The following is a 15,363-nucleotide window of genomic DNA, read 5'->3' on the forward strand; positions in this document are numbered from 1 at the left end:
GCCCGTAGCCGTTACATCGTGATGTCCTCTAGCATCTCGGTCACCAGGGCGGCGATCGGCGAGCGTTCGGACCTGGTCAGCGTGACGTGCGCGAAGAGCGGGTGGCCCTTGAGCTTCTCCACCACGGCGACCACGCCGTCATGCCGGCCGACGCGCAGGTTGTCGCGCTGGGCGACGTCGTGGGTGAGCACGACCCGCGAGTTGGCGCCGATCCTGCTCAGCACCGTCAGGAGCACCCCGCGCTCCAGCGACTGCGCCTCGTCCACGATCACGAACGCGTCGTGGAGCGATCGGCCACGGATGTGCGTCAGCGGGAGCACTTCCAGCATGCCCCGGTCGAGCACCTCCTCGATCACCTCCGGCGACGTGATCGCGCCCAGCGTGTCGTAGACCGCCTGCGCCCATGGGCCCATCTTCTCGCCCTCGGAGCCCGGCAGGTAGCCGAGCTCTTGGCCGCCGACGGCGAAGAGCGGGCGGAAGACGACCACCTTGCGGTGCTGACGGCGCTCCAGCACGGCCTCCAGGCCCGCGCAGAGCGCCAGCGCCGACTTGCCCGTGCCGGCCCGGCCGCCGAGCGAGACGATGCCGATCTCCGGATCCATGAGCAGGTCGAGTGCGATGCGCTGCTCGGCCGAGCGGCCGTGCAGGCCGAACACCTCGCGGTCGCCGCGGACGAGCCGCACCGACTTGTCCGGCTGCACCCGGCCCAGCGCGGAGCCCTTGGCCGACAGCAGCCTCAGCCCGGTGTGCGTGGGCAGGTCCCTGGCCTCCTCGAAGTCGGCGGCGCCCTTGTCGAAGAGCGTCTCGACGTCCTCGGCGGTCACCTGGACCTCTGCCATCCCCGTCCAGCCAGACTCATGCACAAGCTCGGCGCGGTATTCCTCCGCCGTAAGGCCTATCGAGGCCGCTTTGACCCGAAGTGGCAGGTCTTTGGACACCAGGACGACGTCGCAGCCTTCGGCGGCGAGCGAGCGCGCCACGGTCAGGATGCGGGTGTCGTTGTCGCCCAGACGGAATCCCACGGGCAGGATGGACGGATCGCTGTGATTGAGCTCAACCCTGATCGTGCCATCCCCTGTGGGCATCTGCTCGTCGAGCCTGCCGTACTGAACGCGCAGGTCGTCGAGGTAGCGCAGAGCCTTCCTCGCGAAGTAGCCGAGCTCGGGATGGTGCCGCTTTCCTTCCAGCTCCGTGATGACCACGATCGGAAGGACGACGTCGTGCTCGGCGAACCGGGTCATTGCCGCCGGGTCGGCTAGCAGGACCGAGGTGTCCAGCACGTACGTGCGCTTGGCCGGCTGGTGAGTAGGGTTGCTCGAGGACACTGCCACACGTTCTCCCCCGGGCGCCCCATAATGCGGGCGCCCTGCAGACGAGGCGGGAAATTGGACCGGACCCGCGTCCCCGACCGCGAGCTGCCGTCGGCGCCGGGTTCCGGCCCCCTCGGCAAGTCTTGGCGCAAAGGCGGGCCCTCTCCGGAGTGTCCGGCCTGTGGTCGGACACTTCCAACGTTACGTCGTGAATACCCAGAAGTCGTCTCAGGAACCGTAACGTCGGTTTCTCGCAGCGTAATCACGCAGCGCCCGCAGGAAGTCCACCCTGCGGAAGTCAGGCCAGTAAGCCTCGTGGAAGTAGAACTCGGAGTGAGCGCTCTGCCACAGCATGAAGCCCGACAAGCGCTGCTCGCCCGATGTCCGGATGAGTAGATCCGGGTCGGGCTGGCCGCGAGTGTAGAGATGCTCCGCGATGTGCTCGACATCGAGCACCTCAACGAGGTCCTCGATGCTCGCCCCCTTGCTCGCTTGCTCCTGGAGCAGTGAGCGCACCGCATCGGCAATCTCACGTCTTCCTCCATACCCAACTGCAACGTTCACAATCAGGCCTGGACGGTGTGATGAAGCTTCTTTTGCATTTTTTAGGACATTCGCCGTGCGATCCGGCAGCAGATCGAGCGCGCCGACCGGGCTGATCCGCCAGCCCTCGTCCACGAGCTCCTGCGTCACGTCCTCGATGATGCGCAGCAGCGGCTCCAGCTCTTCCCTCGGCCGGTTGAGGTTGTCGTTGGACAGCATCCAGACGGTGACGACCTCGACACCGCTCTCGCGGCACCAGCCCAGCAGCTCGGCGATCTTGTCCGCGCCCTTGCGGTGGCCGGTCGCCACGTCACGCATGCCCATGGCGCGCGCCCAGCGGCGGTTGCCGTCGATGATGACCCCGACATGCCGGGGGACGCTGTCCTTCGACAGCTTGGTCTCCAGCCGGTGCTCGTACAGCCGGTAGACCAGATCGCGCAGGCCCACGGAGTGCCTCCCCTGCGGTGGCTGTGCCCTTGGTCGAATGACCTAACAGGCAATTATCACCGCGATTCGCCCGTGCCTGCTCCTTCTCCCGGATTCCTAGCCAGATCTCTACCTTTCAGACATCCTTCCGCCTCATTCACCAAATCTCGCACGAACATCGACAGCTCGGCCGACGTCAGCACCGCCCGCATGCCCACGCCCGTGGCGCCCCAGGCCTCCACGTAGGCCCGCCTGGTCAGCCGCCATTCGCCCCGCGACTCCCTGCCCGGCTGCCAGACGGGGATCGTCCTGAGCTGGCAGCGCAGCTCGCCGCCGCCCACCACGCCGGACCTGGTCCGATAGCGGAAGGAGAACAGCTCGCTGTCCGGCTCCTCGTCGGGGAACCTGTCGTCGGGGTCGGCCCACCGCCTGCCCCCGCCGCCGCGGCCCTGCCTGGCCTCGTCGACGCCGCGCGCCAGGCGCGCGAGCAGCCAGCCGCACCGCTCTCCGACGCTCCCGTACGGCGTGCCGTCGCGATGCAGTTCGAGGGTGACCTCGTACGGCGTGCCGACGCTGTCCGTGCACGCGATGGGCGTGACGGTCAAATACGAGCCGTCGACGCAGCGTAGTCCCCCCATCCCCTCCCCTTTTCCGGCCTAAAGTCGGCTAAACCGCCGGTGGCAGGGGATGCCAGCCGTGATCCCGCCAGCCGGGCGGCTGGTTCCATTCGGTCCAGCCGTGGCCCCTGCGCCCGTCCTCGGTCTCGAACTCGCACATGGCCCTGGGGAACGCGGCGACCGCGCCCTCGGGGGACATCAGCGTCACGGGGGCGAACGCGATCGGCCGGACGGTCGTCTCGCTGCCCGGGAAGCGCAGCACCGCCTCGGCCGGGCGGTGCCCGTCGAACGCGGAGCTCGCCGAGAAGCCCGCCACGTGCTCGATCTCGCCGCCCGGCGGCACCTGGAACGCCGGCCAGGGCAGGGCCATGCCTAGGTTGGCCTGCATGCCGTGCAGGTAGGTGCCGTCCTCCAGGCGGCCGCTGCTCCACAGCCAGGAGATCGACCACCAGTCGCGTACGCCCCAGCTGTGGTCGCGTTCGCCGTACCCGTGGAAGGGGGTGCCGCCGATCGTGCCGGTGACCTCGCAGGGGATCTCGTAGCGGGGGGTGAGCCCGTAGCCGTAGACGCCACCCGCCGTGCGCCATTCGAGGTCGAGCGCCAGCTCGGCCGAGCCGAGGCGGACGCGGGCCGCGCGCATGGGCTCCGTCGTCCGCAGCGCCGCCTCGTAGCCGTCGCCCTCGATCACCGTCTCCTGCACCGTCTCTGGGCCCGTCTCTGGGCCCGGCAGCGGCGCCTCGTGGTCGGTCACCGCGACCAGACCGCCGTCCCGCGTCACCAGGCACGCCCAGAACCAGGCCCGCTTCCAGTTGGGATAGAGGCCGAGGCGTACGTAGCCGCCCAGGTCGCCGTCCGCTGAGACGAAGTCGAAGTAGTGCGACTCGTTCCACAGCGGCTCGCCGCCCGGCTCGTGCGCCTGCTCGTCCTCGTGGCTCAGGGGCCATCCGCCCATGTTGACGATCCGCATGCCGCCTCCCAAGCGCTTGGTGCGCCCAGCTTAGGCCAGCACCCCCACCCGGCCTCCGGACCGGCCCTGAGGCGACGCGCTCGGGCGACGCGCTCGGGTGGCGCGCTCGGGTGGCGGGCTCGGGTGGCGGGCTCGGGTGGCGGGCTCAGGGGAGGAGGCGGGACCACCAGCGGGGCTTGCGGGGCGGGTCCGGCATTCGGCCGCGTTCGCGCAGCCAGGCGGCGAAGTCGTCGGCGTCGGCGCGGTAGCCGGGCGGCGGCGCGCTGCGGGAGCGGGCGTAGGCGGCGAACTCCGCGGCCAGGTCCCGGCCCGCCGCCGCGGCCACGTCGGGGCGGATCCTGGCCACGATGGTCCGGCGCTTGGCGATCAGGCTCGACGCCTGCCGCCTGATGCGCTCGGGGTCGAACCCCTCGGGCGGGTCCGCGCCCGCGACCAGGGCCGCGACCACCCGCCCCTGCGCCTCGGCCAGCCTCCGCTGCGCCGCCCCCAGCCCTTCGTCCGGCCCCTCGCCGCGCCCCTCCCATGGCCCCTCCCCGGGCGTCAACGCGGGTCCCTGGCCAGGGACATCGCCGCGCGGATCCGGGACAGCTCGTTGGCCAGCGCCGCGTCGCTCGGATAGTCGTCGTCCCACTCCAGCAGCACCCCCGGCGGCGTGGCCCGGGAGCACAGCTCGGTGAGGAGGTCGAGGATCGCCTGCGGCGCCGAGGTGGTGTGCGTGTCGTGCCAGATGCCGTCATGCTCGTATCCGCCGGCCACGTGCACGTAGGCGAGGTGCTCCAGCGGCAGGGCGTCGAGGGCCGCGACCGCCGACAGGCCCAGGTTGAACTGGTTGGTGTAGAGGTTCGCCACGTCGATCAGCAGCTTGACCCCCGTGCGCTCGACCAGCTCGGCGAGGAACTGGGCCTCGGTCAGCTCGTCCTCCGGCCAGCCGAAGATGGCGGCGACGTTCTCCAGGGCCAGTGGGACGGGCAGCGCGTCCTGCGCCCTGCGCACGTTCTCCGTGATGACCCTCAAGGACTCGCGCGTGCGCGGCACCGGGAGCAGGTGCCCGGCTTCGAGCCCACCGCCCCGTACGAACGCCAGGTGCTCGCTGACCAGCGGCGCGTCGAAGACCTGCGCGCAGGCCGCCAGGTGGGCGAGCCTGGCCGGGGAAGGCGGCTCCGCGTCCCCGACCCCGAGCGAGACCCCGTGCGGGATCACCGGCAGCCCCCTGGCGAGCAGCACGGCTAACGACTCGGGCAGGTGCGCGGGCTTGATGTTCTCCGCGACCACCTCCAGGAAGTCGACGCCGGCCATCCGCTCGATCGTCAGATCCAGCTCGGGCCGCCACCCGATGCCGACCCCGAGCTCGGACCGCCCGCCCGGCTCAGCCCCCGGTCCGGGCCGCGCGCCCGGCTCGAAGGCCCCCGGTCCGGGCCGCGCGCCCGGCTCGAAGGCCCCCGGCGCAGACCGTGCGCCCCGCTCGAATCCCGCCTCCAGGTCGGGCACCGTCACCCTCCTCCTCCGCCGCCGCAACCACCGCCGCCACCACCACTGCCGCAACCGCTCCCGCCGCCGCAGCTCGCACCGCTACCGCACCCCGGCTCGCCGTGCGAGCTCATGCCGGCCGCCGAGCCGTACCAAGCGTACGAGGACTTGTGCAGGCGCAGGCGACGGCCCTCGCCCCCGCCGAGCTCGGCCCGCAGGCTGGTGTCGCGCACCTCGCCGAGGCCGTAGAGCGCGACGGGCACGGCGCCGGCCGCGACGCCCTGGACGTTCGCCTGCATGGCCGCGTCGAGCGTCTCCCGCCCCGCCGTGGTCACCGTGGTCCGCCGCGAGCGCCGATGCCCGGCGATGGCGACCTCGGCCCCCACCCCCGTCCCGGCGAAGACGAGCAGGCCGGCCCACGGCAGAAGGGCGGCGCCCGCGAGCAACGACCACGGAAGCACGCCGGGCCCCGCGATCAGGACCACCCCATCAAGCAGGACGCCCGCGAACGCCACCACCGACAGGCCCCTCAGCCGCCGGCTCAGCCGGTTGACCGTGGTGAACGCATCGTCGGGCAGGATCAGGCCCCGCCCCGTGAGGTGCTGCTTGATCGCGTCCACGGCCAGGCTCCTGGCGATCTCGCGCCTGAGCGCGATCACCGGCAGCCCCGACCGGTCGGCGACCACGCTCAGCGCCACGTCGTCGACGGGGTTGCGCGAGCCCGCGCCCGCACTGACGTGGTGCACGCGTCCCCCGCGCGACACCCGGATGGCCCCGGCCTCCGCCAGCAGCGCGAGGGCGGTGTTCGCCACCCGGTGCGGGCCGCCGGTGAGATAGGCGAGGTCGTAGTGGTCGAGACCGCGCAGGCGAGGGCCGCCTGGGGCCGTTCGGATCGCGGTGTGAGCGCTCTTGATCGCGGCGGCGGTGCGGCCGGCGAGCATCGCGACGATCACCGAAAGGATGAGCAGGAACAGGTCCATGGACGGCCCCCCTCGTGCAGCCGATCAGGCTGGGTACCGAGAAGACGCGTAAGACCGGCATAAAGGTTCCGCGGATGTGGACACAGTTTCCGGGCGGCGCACCCTCCGGCCGCCGCGCGGTCAGCCGCTCGATCCGCCGCCGCAGCTAGAGCCCCCGCCGCCGCAGCTCGACCCCCCGCCGCAACTCGAACCGCCGCCCCCGCAGCTCGACCCGCCGCCGCCGAAGTCGAGGCCCCCGAAGGAGCCGCCGGAGTCGCTGCCGAAGGTGCTCCCGTCGCCGCCGCTGTGACTCCCGCACGCGCCGGCGCAGTCGCCCCCGGGATCGCCGACCGACAGCTCGTCGCACAGCGTCCGGTCGCCGGCGTCCGCCAGCCCGTACAGCGCGACCGGCACCCCCACCGCCATGGCCAGCGAGCTCTGGTCCTGTACGCCCCTCGGGTGGTAGACGCGGGCCGAGCGCAGGACCTCGCGCCCTTCCCTGGTGACGACGTTCCGGAGCTTGCGCTTCTGCTTGTAGAGCCCGACCAGCCCCGAGACGACGGCGATCCCGCCGAAGAACAGCGCGCCGAGGAACACCTGCCTCTGCCCGGCCACACCGACGCCGGCCAGGACGAACTCCAGCACCAGGAACAGCACCGCGAGGACCGTGACGAGCTGCAGCCGGTCGCGGTGCCGCCACGCCGTGGCGAAGGCCCCCTCGTCGACCGTCAGGCCGCGCGCCGCCAGCCCGCCGGCGAGCTGGGCCAGCGCGGGATGCCCGTCGAGAGCCCGCCGCAGCTCGGCCGCCCGGTAGCCGCCTGGCCTGGCGGCCAGCGTGTCGAGGACGGCCTGCTCGATCGGCACCGGCGAGGGCGGCGCGCCGTGGACGGGGGTGACCAGCGAGCCGCGCGACACGCGTACGGCGCCGGCCGTCGCGAGGACGGCCAGCGCCGTGTTGACGGCCCGCCGTGGCCCACCCGACAGGTACGCCAGCTCGTAGGGGGACAGGCTGTGCCCGGCCCCGCTGGGCGTCGCCTGGCTGACTCTCCTGCGCTCGCGCTCGACGCGCTGCTCGGCCGCACCGACCAGGAACACCATGCCGAAAGCGGCAATGAGCAGGACGAAGTCCACCGGGGCCCTCCCTCGCGGTACGGCAGTTCGCCCAGTTAACGGGGGCGGCGCCGTACCGCACAAGGGTCTTTTACTCAGCCGAGGCGGTCGAGCAGCGCGTTGTACTCCTCCCACAGCTCCTTGGGCAGGTGCGCGCCGAACTTGTCGAAGTGGCCGGGAATGAGCGCGGCCTCCTCGCGCCATACGTCGCGGTCGACGGTGAGCAGCGTGCGCAGGTCCTCGTCGGACAGGTCCAGCCCGTCGGTGTCGAGGTCGCCGGGCAGCAGGCCGATCGGCGTCGGCACGGCCTCGGCCTCGCCGTTGAGCCGGTCCACGATCCACTTGAGCACGCGGGTGTTCTCGCCGAAGCCGGGCCAGATGAACTGGCCGTCGGCGTTCTTCCTGAACCAGTTGACGTAGAAGATCCGGGGCAGCTCGGCGCCCGGACGACGGCCGATCTTCAGCCAGTGGCCGAAGTAGTCGCCCATGTTGTAGCCGCAGAACGGCAGCATGGCGAACGGGTCGTAGCGCAGCTCGCCGACCTTGCCCTCGGCGGCGGCGGTCTTCTCGGAGGCGACGTTGGCTCCGAGAAAGACGCCGTGTTCCCAGCTCAGCGACTCTGTCACCAGAGGTACGGCCGTGGCGCGGCGCCCGCCGAACAAGATGGCTGAGATGGGCACGCCCTTGGGATCCTGCCACTCGGGTGCGATGGTGGGGCACTGGGAGGCAGGGGTGGTGAAGCGCGCGTTCGGGTGGGCGGCGGGCTCGTCACTGTCGGGCGTCCAGGAGCGGCCCTTCCAGTCGGTCAGGTGCGCGGGCGGCTCGTCGGTCAGGCCCTCCCACCACACGTCGCCGTCGTCGGTGAGCGCGACGTTGGTGAAGATGCTGTTGCCCCAGAGCGTCTTGACCGCGTTGGCGTTGGTCACCTCGCCGGTGCCCGGCGCGACGCCGAAGAAGCCCGCCTCCGGGTTGATCGCGTGCAGGCGTCCGTCGTCGCCGAAGCGCATCCAGGCGATGTCGTCGCCGATCGTCTCGACCTTCCAGCCGGGAATCGTGGGCTGGAGCATGGCGAGGTTCGTCTTGCCGCAGGCGCTCGGGAAGGCGGCGGCGATGTAGCGCGTCTCCCCCGAGGGCGGCGTGAGCTTGAGAATGAGCATGTGCTCGGCCAGCCAGCCCTCGTCGCGGGCCATCACGCTGGCGATGCGCAGGGCGTAGCACTTCTTGCCGAGCAGGGCGTTGCCGCCGTAGCCGGAGCCGTACGACCAGATCTCCCTGGTCTCGGGGAAGTGGCTGATGTACTTGGTGGAGCTGCACGGCCACGGCTTGTCCGCCGCGCCGGACTCCAGCGGGGCTCCGACGGAGTGGACGGCCTTGACGAAGTCGCTGTGCTCATGGTCGCGCTTGCTGCGGCCTCCGTTGGCTCGTCCCTCGCTCTCTCCGGCCTGTCGCGCCGCTCCGCGGTCCTCGATCAGGCGCAGCGCCCTGTCGCCCATCCTGGTCATGACCCGCATGGACACGGCCACGTACGCGGAGTCGGTGATCTCGACGCCGAGCTGCGAGATCTCGCCGCCCAGCGGGCCCATGCAGAACGGCACGACGTACATCGTGCGGCCGCGCATGCAGCCCCTGAACAGCTCGCCGAACGTCTGGCGCATCTCCGCTGGAGCGATCCAGTTGTTCGTGGGACCCGCGTCCTCCTCCCGCTCCGAGCAGATGTACGTGCGGTCCTCGACTCGGGCCACGTCGCTGGGATCGGACTTGGCGTAGAAGCTGTTGGGACGGGCCGCCAGACGCGTGAGTGTCCCCTGCTCCACGAGCAGGTTGGTCAGGCGCGTCCACTCCTCCTCCGAGCCGTCGCACCACTCGATCCGGTCAGGCTGGGTCAGGGCTGCGATCTCGCGCACCCACGCGGCCAATTCGGCATTGGTCGTCGGTGCGTCTACTTCCACGGAAACGGACACGGCTGTGACTCCTCCACTCTCTCAGGGCCCAGTCATCATTAACGACGAAGCGGCCAGAAAGCCAATTGGCATAGACCTATTGGCGTGGCCGTCACCGCAGGCAGCGGCCCTGACGATTGGGGGAGCCTACCCAAGTCGAGCGGATTTAAAAGAAGTAATTCAGCGCAGTGGTCCAGTCCAATAGTGCTGGTCTAAACCAATTCACGAAGTGGTTTAGTCCATTCGGTGAGCCGTTTCCGCTGGGTGCACTCAGGAATTGACGTCCGGCCCCGAGGAGCGAACTCGGTCGACATGCTGAAGTGCGTCGCGCAAGTCCGCGAGCCACGTGTCGGTGTGTCTCCCGACCAGGCGTACGCACCAGGCCAGGGCGTCGCTGCGACTCCTGGCCACGCCGGCGGCCACGAGAGTGTCGAGGACCTGGCGCTCCGACTGGCGCAGCCGGGTCATCACCGGCACGGACAGTGTGGTGAACATCACAGTCTCGCCACCGCAGACGACGCCCCAGGACACCTTCTGCCGGAACTTGCGCTCGGCCTCCCTGGCGATCTCGATGCGCTGCTCGCGCGTCTCTTCCCTGAACCTTCTGGCCAGCCCTTCGATCAGGGCCCCTCGCTCGGCCTCGGGAGTGTCCTCCGGAGGGCCGGGCAGCGTGCCGAGCACCGCGATCTCCTCGCGGTCCCTGACGATCTCGGGCGCACCGGTGAACCAGCCCTCGGGGAGCCGTCCGGTGAACCAGCCGTGCACCTGTGCTGTCTCGTCGTCTGTTGCCATGTAATCATCATTACACCGTTGCGCGCGAAAAAGCACGCGTCGAAAACGACTGTGTGCACGGGGATGCGGGAGGCTAGCGAACCTTGGCCGCGGCTATGGGGCTGACGCGCACGACGCCGGCCAGGTTCCGGGTGTTCACCGGGACGATCTTGACGACGTCGCCCGTACGTGGCGCGTGGAGCATCTTCCCGTTACCCCAATAAATCGCCACATGCGAGATATAGGCCGGGTTCGTCGGGTCATTGCGCCAGAACAGCAGATCACCCGGCTGCGCCTGCGCGAGCGACACCTGCGGCCCCGTCACCCACTGCTGGTGCGTCACCCTGGGCATCCGCACCCCGGCCTGCCCGTAGGCCCACTGGACCAGCCCCGAGCAGTCGAAGGTGTCAGGTCCCTCCGCGCCCCACACGTACGGCCTGCCGAGCTTGGAGACCGCGGCCTTGAGCGCGACGGTGAGCTGGTCGCCGGTCATGAACGAGCCCGCGGGCCAGTTCTGCCTGACGGTCTGGGGCTCCGGCAGCACCGGGTTGACCATGGCCACCTGGGTGCCCTTGGGCAGCGCTCTGAGGATGGCCTTGCGCAGCGTGGCGGAGTTGGTCTTGGGCGCGCTGACGATGAGCGCGTTGTCGTGCGGGAGCCCGAGCGTACGGCCGACGTCCTTGGACACCACGGCGTCGACCGCGCCGAACCCGGTGGTGGCGTACGCGCCGATCCGCAGCGTCCCCGCGGGACCCGCCACCTTGCGGTGCAGCGCGAGCCCGCCGTCGTTGCCGAGCACGAACGAGACCGCCACGTCCCCGGCCGCCACGTTCTGCCACAGCGCGTCGGAGGCGGCGGTCACCTTGGGGGTGTAGGAGCGGAAAGAGGACGGGTTAACGCCGAGCGTCTGCACGCGCTTGTCGTCGAGCATGATGGACGCCGCGTCGGCCAGCTCCAGCGCCCGCACCCCGCGCAGCTTGGCCACCTTCTGCAGCAGCTCGTTGGTGAAGGGCTTGCGGGTGAGGACGAACAGGTTGGGCTTGTGCAGCTTGCTGAGCGGCGCCACCGGCTGCGTCGCCACGGCGGGCCGGCTGGCATCGGGGCGGGCCTGCTGGCTGGCCGGCGGGCTGGTGCGGGGCCGCGCCTGCTTCTGCGCCATCGGCGTCGAGGCGGGCGTGGCCCGTGCGCCCGCGGCGGCCGGCCCGATCGCGGTCTCCGGCTGGAGTAACAGCAGCACGTCGGCGGTCAGCACCGCGACGAGCGCGACCACGATAAAAGGCACCAGCTTGTACGTGTTACGCCGCTTCCTGGACTTGACCAGGAAGCTTAAGTCCTGCCGAATGCCGGACGAATGCGAAAATTCCGCCGGGCCAGCGTGGGCCCGGCGGTGGTCATCCATGGGTGTCAGTTGCCGATGTACGGCACAGCCTCGAGGATCTCGACGGTGTTCTGGCGTCCGTTGGGCATGGAGTAGGTGGCCTTCTCACCGATCTTCTTGCCGTTGATCGCCGCCCCGAGGGGGGATCTGGGCGAGTAGACGTCGATCGGTGCGCCGCTCTCCTCGCGAGAGGCGAGCAGGAAGGTGACCTCGTCGTCGTCGCCGACGAACCGGATCGTCACAGTCATGCCTGGGCCGACCACTCCCTCGGCCTTGGGGGCCTCTCCCACCTGGGCGTTGTCGATGATCTGCCGGAGGTGGAAGATGCGGGCCTCCATCTTGCCCTGCTCGTCCTTGGCCGCGTGGTAGCCGCCGTTCTCCTTGAGGTCGCCCTCCTCACGGGCGGCCTCGATCTTCTTGGCGATGTCGACGCGCCCGGGGCCAGACAGATGTTCGTACTCCGCCTTCAGGCGGTCGTACGCCTCCTGCGTCAGCCATGTGACGTTCTCATCGCGAGAGTCGGCCACGGGTTCTCCTTGCTTGCCTAGGGGGCCCTGAGATCACTTGAGGTTGCGTCCGGTTGAATTGCGAAAGGCTAACAACTTAACCGCTCCAACGCTTCCCCAAACGTCTCACTATACGAGATTGCAGTACTGGATGTGGACAGAAGTGGCCTGACCGCTGGTGTCGAGGCTTTCCTTGAGCTGCTTACTACCCCCACCAGCCGGGATTCTTACTTCCTTGCTGCCCACTTCCGCGTGATAGACGTCCAGTGCCCTGATCCGGCAGACCGCCACCCTATCGTCTGCCTTGTACACCTCAAAGGTGATCTCGGCCCGATTCGGACTGCCCACACTGAACGACACGACCTGCGACGGCGCCTCGGAGCCCCCTGCCGTCATCGACCACATCACGTAGCCCCAGCCGCCCGCGATGATGGCCACCAGCACGCCGATCACGATGTGGACGACGAGCCTGCCGCGTCGCTTGGGACGATCGGGAAAGTCGTCGGGCGTGCCGAGAACGGGACCGTTCTCGGCATCTCTGGTGACCATGGCGGAATCTCCCTGCACTCCCTCAGCGTTATCCGAGACAATTGTCGCCCGCGGGGGTACCGGTAGACGACTGGGCCCTCGCGACCGCCCAGCAGAAACTAACCTCTCTGGGCTACTGACCGGTCCTCCCGCCTGAGGAGACCCTATGAGGAGAGCGCGCTCGTGAGTGCACCGCTGAGATTGATGGCCGTCCACGCCCATCCCGACGACGAGTCGAGCAAGGGCGCCGCCACGATGGCGCGTTACGTGCGCGAAGGCGTGGAAGTGCTGGTCTGTACTCTCACGGGCGGTGAGCGGGGATCGGTGCTCAACCCCAAGATGGACCGGCCCGAGATCGTGGCCGACATCGGCGAGGTGCGCAGGGCCGAGATGGCGCGAGCGCGCGAGATCCTCGGCGTGGAGCAGCGTTTCATGGGCTTCGTCGACTCCGGATTGCCGGAGAACGAGGAGGAGGAGCTGCCCGAGGGCTGCTTCGCCCTGCAGAAGCTGGAGGACGCCTCGGCGCCGCTCGTGGCGGCCGTGCGCGCGTTCAGGCCGCACGTGATCATCACGTACGACGACGACGGCGGCTACCCGCACCCCGACCACATCATGACCAACAAGGTCTCCGTCGAGGCCTTCGACGCGGCCGGCGACCCCGACCGCTACCCGGGCTCCGGCGACCCGTGGCAGCCGCTGAAGCTCTACTACCAGATGGGGTTCACCAAGGAGCGCTTCGAGGCCCTGCACGAGGCCATGAACGAGCGCGGCCTCGGCTCCCCCTACGCCGACTGGATCTCGCGCTGGGAGGACCGCCCCGCCAAGTGGCCGGTGACCACGCGGGTGCCGTGCGGCGACTACTTCCAGATCCGCGACGAGGCGCTGCTGGCCCATGCCACCCAGGTGGACCCGGACGGCTTCTGGTTCGTCTGCCCGCGCGAGCTGCAGGAGGAGATCTGGCCCACCGAGGACTACCACCTGGCGCGCTCGCTGGTGGACACGGCGCTGCCGGAGGACGACCTGTTCGCGGGCATCCACGCCGACGACGTCTCACCCGCCTGCCACTGACGGAGCCATTGACGGGCCACCGACGGAGCCGCTGGCGGGACCATGGGTTCCTGGTGGCAGACTGGAAGTGTGACAGTTCTAGCAGCGGGTGATGTGAGTCCGGGCCTGCTCGGCTTCGTCGTGGTGGCGCTCATCGGTGTGGCCCTGTATATGTTGATCAAGTCGATGAACAAGCAGATGACGAAGATCCAGGTGCCACACGAGGGCGACGCGGACAAGAAGGCCGAATAGATGCCGATCCAAATAGTCGACAACTCGACCGAAAACCGTTTCGAGGCTCTCGTAGACGGCAAGGTCGCCGGGTTCGCCGACTATCGCCTGCTGCCCACCAAGATCGTCTTCACGCACACCGAGGTGCTGCCCGCGTACGAAGGGCAGGGCCTGGCGAGCAAGCTGGTCAGCCACGCGCTCCAGGCGAGCGCCGACACCGGCCTGCGCGTCGTGCCGCTCTGCCCCTACGTGGCGAAATACATCGACCGTCACCCGGAGTTCAAAGAGCTGGTCGACGCCGAGGAGCACTGAGGCCGCTCAGTCGGCGGCGGACGACCAGGCGCGCTCCAGTGCTTTCGGCAGTCCCCACCAGCCCAGCGGCGTGAGCACCTCGTCCGCGTTCACGACGCCGAGATAGACCCACAGGCTCACCACCGAGGTGAACAACCCCTCGGTGGCGTCGAGGTCGTCCTCGTCCTGGTCGTCGACGTCGATGTCCTCGGACTCCGCGATGAGCCTGGCCATCCGCTCGGGCGAGGCGAGCACCCCCGGCCCGAGCCTGGCCAGCGCCGCGACTCCGGCCAGCCAGTCCGCGTGCTGGATCGCGCAGAGATTCGCCAGCGCCGCGTCCTCCATGCTGAGCTCCCCGTCGAGATCGGCGAACTCCTCCAGCACGTCGCCGTTCTCCGACAGGTCCGACACGGGCCCCGCGACCCCGGCCGCCAGCGCCAGCCACAGCTCCATGTCGTCGTCGGGGACCGGCCGGTCGTCGAAACCGGCGCAGGCCCGCAGCACGTTGCCGGGGTAGCCGGGCAGTGCCAGCAGCCCGCGCAGGCGCGCCACGGCGCTCTCCAGCTCCGTCAGGGGCAGCTCAGGCTGCTTGGGCAGCCCGCCCACGATGCGCCGCAGCTCGGACAGCGCGAAGGCCTCCTCCTCGTCCCAGGCGGCGAACAGCTCCTCGTCCTGCTCGTCGCTGACCGAGAACCCGGGCACCCGGCCGTCCTGCAACGGCGTGCCCAGCCAGTGCTCCTGGAGGCTCTCGTACGCGGCGCGGGCGTCCTGGTCGCCCGCCGCCAGCGCGTCGGGGTCGATCTCGCCCATCTCCACGAGCTCTTCGAGGTGGGCGACCAGGCGGCGGAACATCTCCGCGGCCACCGGCCCGCGCTCGTCCTCCTCAGGCCAGACGAAGTAGCTCGGCGTCATGAGGATCGGCTCGGTGCCGGTGGACTCGACCCAGCGCTGCACGTCGCCGACCGTGGCGACGCCCGATTCGATCGAGCTGAGGGTCGACTTGGCGGAGTCCCAGAACGGCAGGGAGAGCGGGTTGCCGGCGGACATCAGCGCCCGCCGCAGGTCGGGCAGCCCCACGAGCGCCACGCCCGAGGGCACGGCGAGCAGCGCGCGAGCCACGTCCCTGCGCGTGAGGGCGGTCGCCGGGCGTCCGGCGTGGGCGCAGACGAAGTCCATATCCACGCCCCGTAACCTACGCCGTCGCGGCCGTCCGAGTCAGCCGGTGAACACGTCGATCGCGTCACCCCTGGCCTGCGAGCACCGCGGTTTAGG

17 protein-coding genes are annotated in these 15,363 nt (G+C 69.9%); 3 read left to right on the top strand and 14 right to left on the bottom strand.

What is annotated here, in order from left to right; translation table 11 throughout:
• Positions 1-11: 11 nt before the first annotated feature.
• From phoH2 to ABEA43_RS34190, 13 genes are all read right to left on the bottom strand, one after another.
• Entirely contained in the window at positions 12-1,325 is a 1,314-nt protein-coding gene (phoH2, locus tag ABEA43_RS34130) for an RNA 5'-3' helicase PhoH2 (protein ID WP_345568394.1), read from the bottom strand.
• 213 nt (positions 1,326-1,538) lie between these two features.
• Positions 1,539-2,300: an isoprenyl transferase gene (locus tag ABEA43_RS34135; RefSeq protein ID WP_345568396.1), complete on the bottom strand. Its 762-nt coding sequence runs from the start codon at positions 2,298-2,300 to the stop codon at positions 1,539-1,541.
• Positions 2,301-2,356: 56 nt separating this feature from the next.
• Positions 2,357-2,917 carry a hypothetical protein gene (locus ABEA43_RS34140; protein WP_345568398.1) on the bottom strand — a complete coding sequence of 187 codons (561 nt, stop codon included), beginning with the start codon at positions 2,915-2,917 and terminating at the stop codon, positions 2,357-2,359.
• Between the two features lie 28 nt (positions 2,918-2,945).
• Complete coding sequence (locus tag ABEA43_RS34145) at positions 2,946-3,863, bottom strand: DUF7064 domain-containing protein (protein WP_345568400.1); 918 nt, start codon at positions 3,861-3,863, stop codon at positions 2,946-2,948.
• A 145-nt stretch (positions 3,864-4,008) separates the two neighbouring features.
• Positions 4,009-4,407, bottom strand: a complete 399-nt coding sequence (locus ABEA43_RS34150) for an SCO6045 C-terminal-like domain-containing protein (protein WP_345568401.1) — start codon at positions 4,405-4,407, stop codon at positions 4,009-4,011.
• Positions 4,404-5,357 carry an MbnB/TglH/ChrH family RiPP precursor modification enzyme gene (locus tag ABEA43_RS34155; RefSeq protein WP_345568402.1) on the bottom strand — a complete coding sequence of 318 codons (954 nt, stop codon included), beginning with the start codon at positions 5,355-5,357 and terminating at the stop codon, positions 4,404-4,406. Before ABEA43_RS34155 ends, ABEA43_RS34150 begins: the two co-directional genes overlap by 4 nt.
• Positions 5,354-6,310, bottom strand: coding sequence for a TIGR04222 domain-containing membrane protein (locus ABEA43_RS34160; RefSeq protein WP_345568403.1), 957 nt, complete (start codon positions 6,308-6,310; stop codon positions 5,354-5,356). The genes ABEA43_RS34155 and ABEA43_RS34160 overlap by 4 nt, the downstream gene beginning before the upstream one ends.
• A 120-nt stretch (positions 6,311-6,430) precedes the next feature.
• Positions 6,431-7,420 carry a TIGR04222 domain-containing membrane protein gene (locus tag ABEA43_RS34165; RefSeq protein ID WP_345568404.1) on the bottom strand — a complete coding sequence of 330 codons (990 nt, stop codon included), beginning with the start codon at positions 7,418-7,420 and terminating at the stop codon, positions 6,431-6,433.
• 74 nt (positions 7,421-7,494) lie between these two features.
• A complete protein-coding gene (locus ABEA43_RS34170; protein ID WP_345568405.1) occupies positions 7,495-9,360 on the bottom strand; it encodes a phosphoenolpyruvate carboxykinase (GTP) in 1,866 nt (621 codons plus the stop codon).
• Between the two features lie 249 nt (positions 9,361-9,609).
• A complete protein-coding gene (locus ABEA43_RS34175) occupies positions 9,610-10,131 on the bottom strand; it encodes an Rpb4 family DNA-directed RNA polymerase subunit (RefSeq protein WP_345568407.1) in 522 nt (173 codons plus the stop codon).
• Between the two features lie 73 nt (positions 10,132-10,204).
• Complete coding sequence (locus ABEA43_RS34180) at positions 10,205-11,392, bottom strand: C40 family peptidase (protein WP_345568409.1); 1,188 nt, start codon at positions 11,390-11,392, stop codon at positions 10,205-10,207.
• A 122-nt stretch (positions 11,393-11,514) separates the two neighbouring features.
• Positions 11,515-12,015, bottom strand: a complete 501-nt coding sequence (greA, locus tag ABEA43_RS34185) for a transcription elongation factor GreA (protein ID WP_345568411.1) — start codon at positions 12,013-12,015, stop codon at positions 11,515-11,517.
• A 108-nt stretch (positions 12,016-12,123) separates the two neighbouring features.
• A complete protein-coding gene (locus ABEA43_RS34190; protein WP_345568412.1) occupies positions 12,124-12,543 on the bottom strand; it encodes a DUF4307 domain-containing protein in 420 nt (139 codons plus the stop codon).
• A gap of 162 nt (positions 12,544-12,705) precedes the next feature.
• Here ABEA43_RS34190 and mca point away from each other — a divergent pair, with 162 nt between their 5' ends.
• The 3 genes from mca to ABEA43_RS34205 all read left to right on the top strand — a co-directional run bounded on the left by mca (position 12,706) and on the right by ABEA43_RS34205 (position 14,112).
• The gene (gene mca / locus ABEA43_RS34195; RefSeq protein ID WP_345568413.1) at positions 12,706-13,590 is read left to right on the top strand and encodes a mycothiol conjugate amidase Mca; all 885 of its coding nucleotides are present in this window, start codon (positions 12,706-12,708) and stop codon (positions 13,588-13,590) included.
• A gap of 69 nt (positions 13,591-13,659) precedes the next feature.
• On the top strand, positions 13,660-13,821 hold the full coding sequence (locus ABEA43_RS34200; protein WP_345568415.1) for a hypothetical protein: 162 nt from the start codon (positions 13,660-13,662) through the stop codon (positions 13,819-13,821).
• A complete protein-coding gene (locus ABEA43_RS34205) occupies positions 13,822-14,112 on the top strand; it encodes a GNAT family N-acetyltransferase (RefSeq protein WP_345568417.1) in 291 nt (96 codons plus the stop codon).
• Between the two features lie 6 nt (positions 14,113-14,118).
• On the opposite strand, the gene ABEA43_RS34210 is transcribed toward ABEA43_RS34205, so the two are convergent.
• Positions 14,119-15,267 carry a hypothetical protein gene (locus tag ABEA43_RS34210; RefSeq protein WP_345568511.1) on the bottom strand — a complete coding sequence of 383 codons (1,149 nt, stop codon included), beginning with the start codon at positions 15,265-15,267 and terminating at the stop codon, positions 14,119-14,121.
• Between the last annotated feature and the right edge of the window lie 96 nt (positions 15,268-15,363).

This window comes from Nonomuraea rosea, assembly GCF_039539705.1.
In the GTDB taxonomy this organism is placed as follows: domain Bacteria; phylum Actinomycetota; class Actinomycetes; order Streptosporangiales; family Streptosporangiaceae; genus Nonomuraea; species Nonomuraea rosea.

Bases quoted from the DNA above. Each gene is read 5' to 3' on its own strand.
- ABEA43_RS34140 (WP_345568398.1), bottom strand. From the start codon at position 2,917: ATGGGGGGACTACGCTGCGTCGACGGCTCGTATTTGACCGTCACGCCC.
- ABEA43_RS34145 (WP_345568400.1), bottom strand. From the start codon at position 3,863: ATGCGGATCGTCAACATGGGCGGATGGCCCCTGAGCCACGAGGACGAG.
- ABEA43_RS34160 (WP_345568403.1), bottom strand. From the start codon at position 6,310: ATGGACCTGTTCCTGCTCATCCTTTCGGTGATCGTCGCGATGCTCGCC.
- ABEA43_RS34175 (WP_345568407.1), bottom strand. From the start codon at position 10,131: ATGGCAACAGACGACGAGACAGCACAGGTGCACGGCTGGTTCACCGGA.
- ABEA43_RS34190 (WP_345568412.1), bottom strand. From the start codon at position 12,543: ATGGTCACCAGAGATGCCGAGAACGGTCCCGTTCTCGGCACGCCCGAC.
- ABEA43_RS34205 (WP_345568417.1), top strand. From the start codon at position 13,822: ATGCCGATCCAAATAGTCGACAACTCGACCGAAAACCGTTTCGAGGCT.
- ABEA43_RS34210 (WP_345568511.1), bottom strand. From the start codon at position 15,267: ATGGACTTCGTCTGCGCCCACGCCGGACGCCCGGCGACCGCCCTCACG.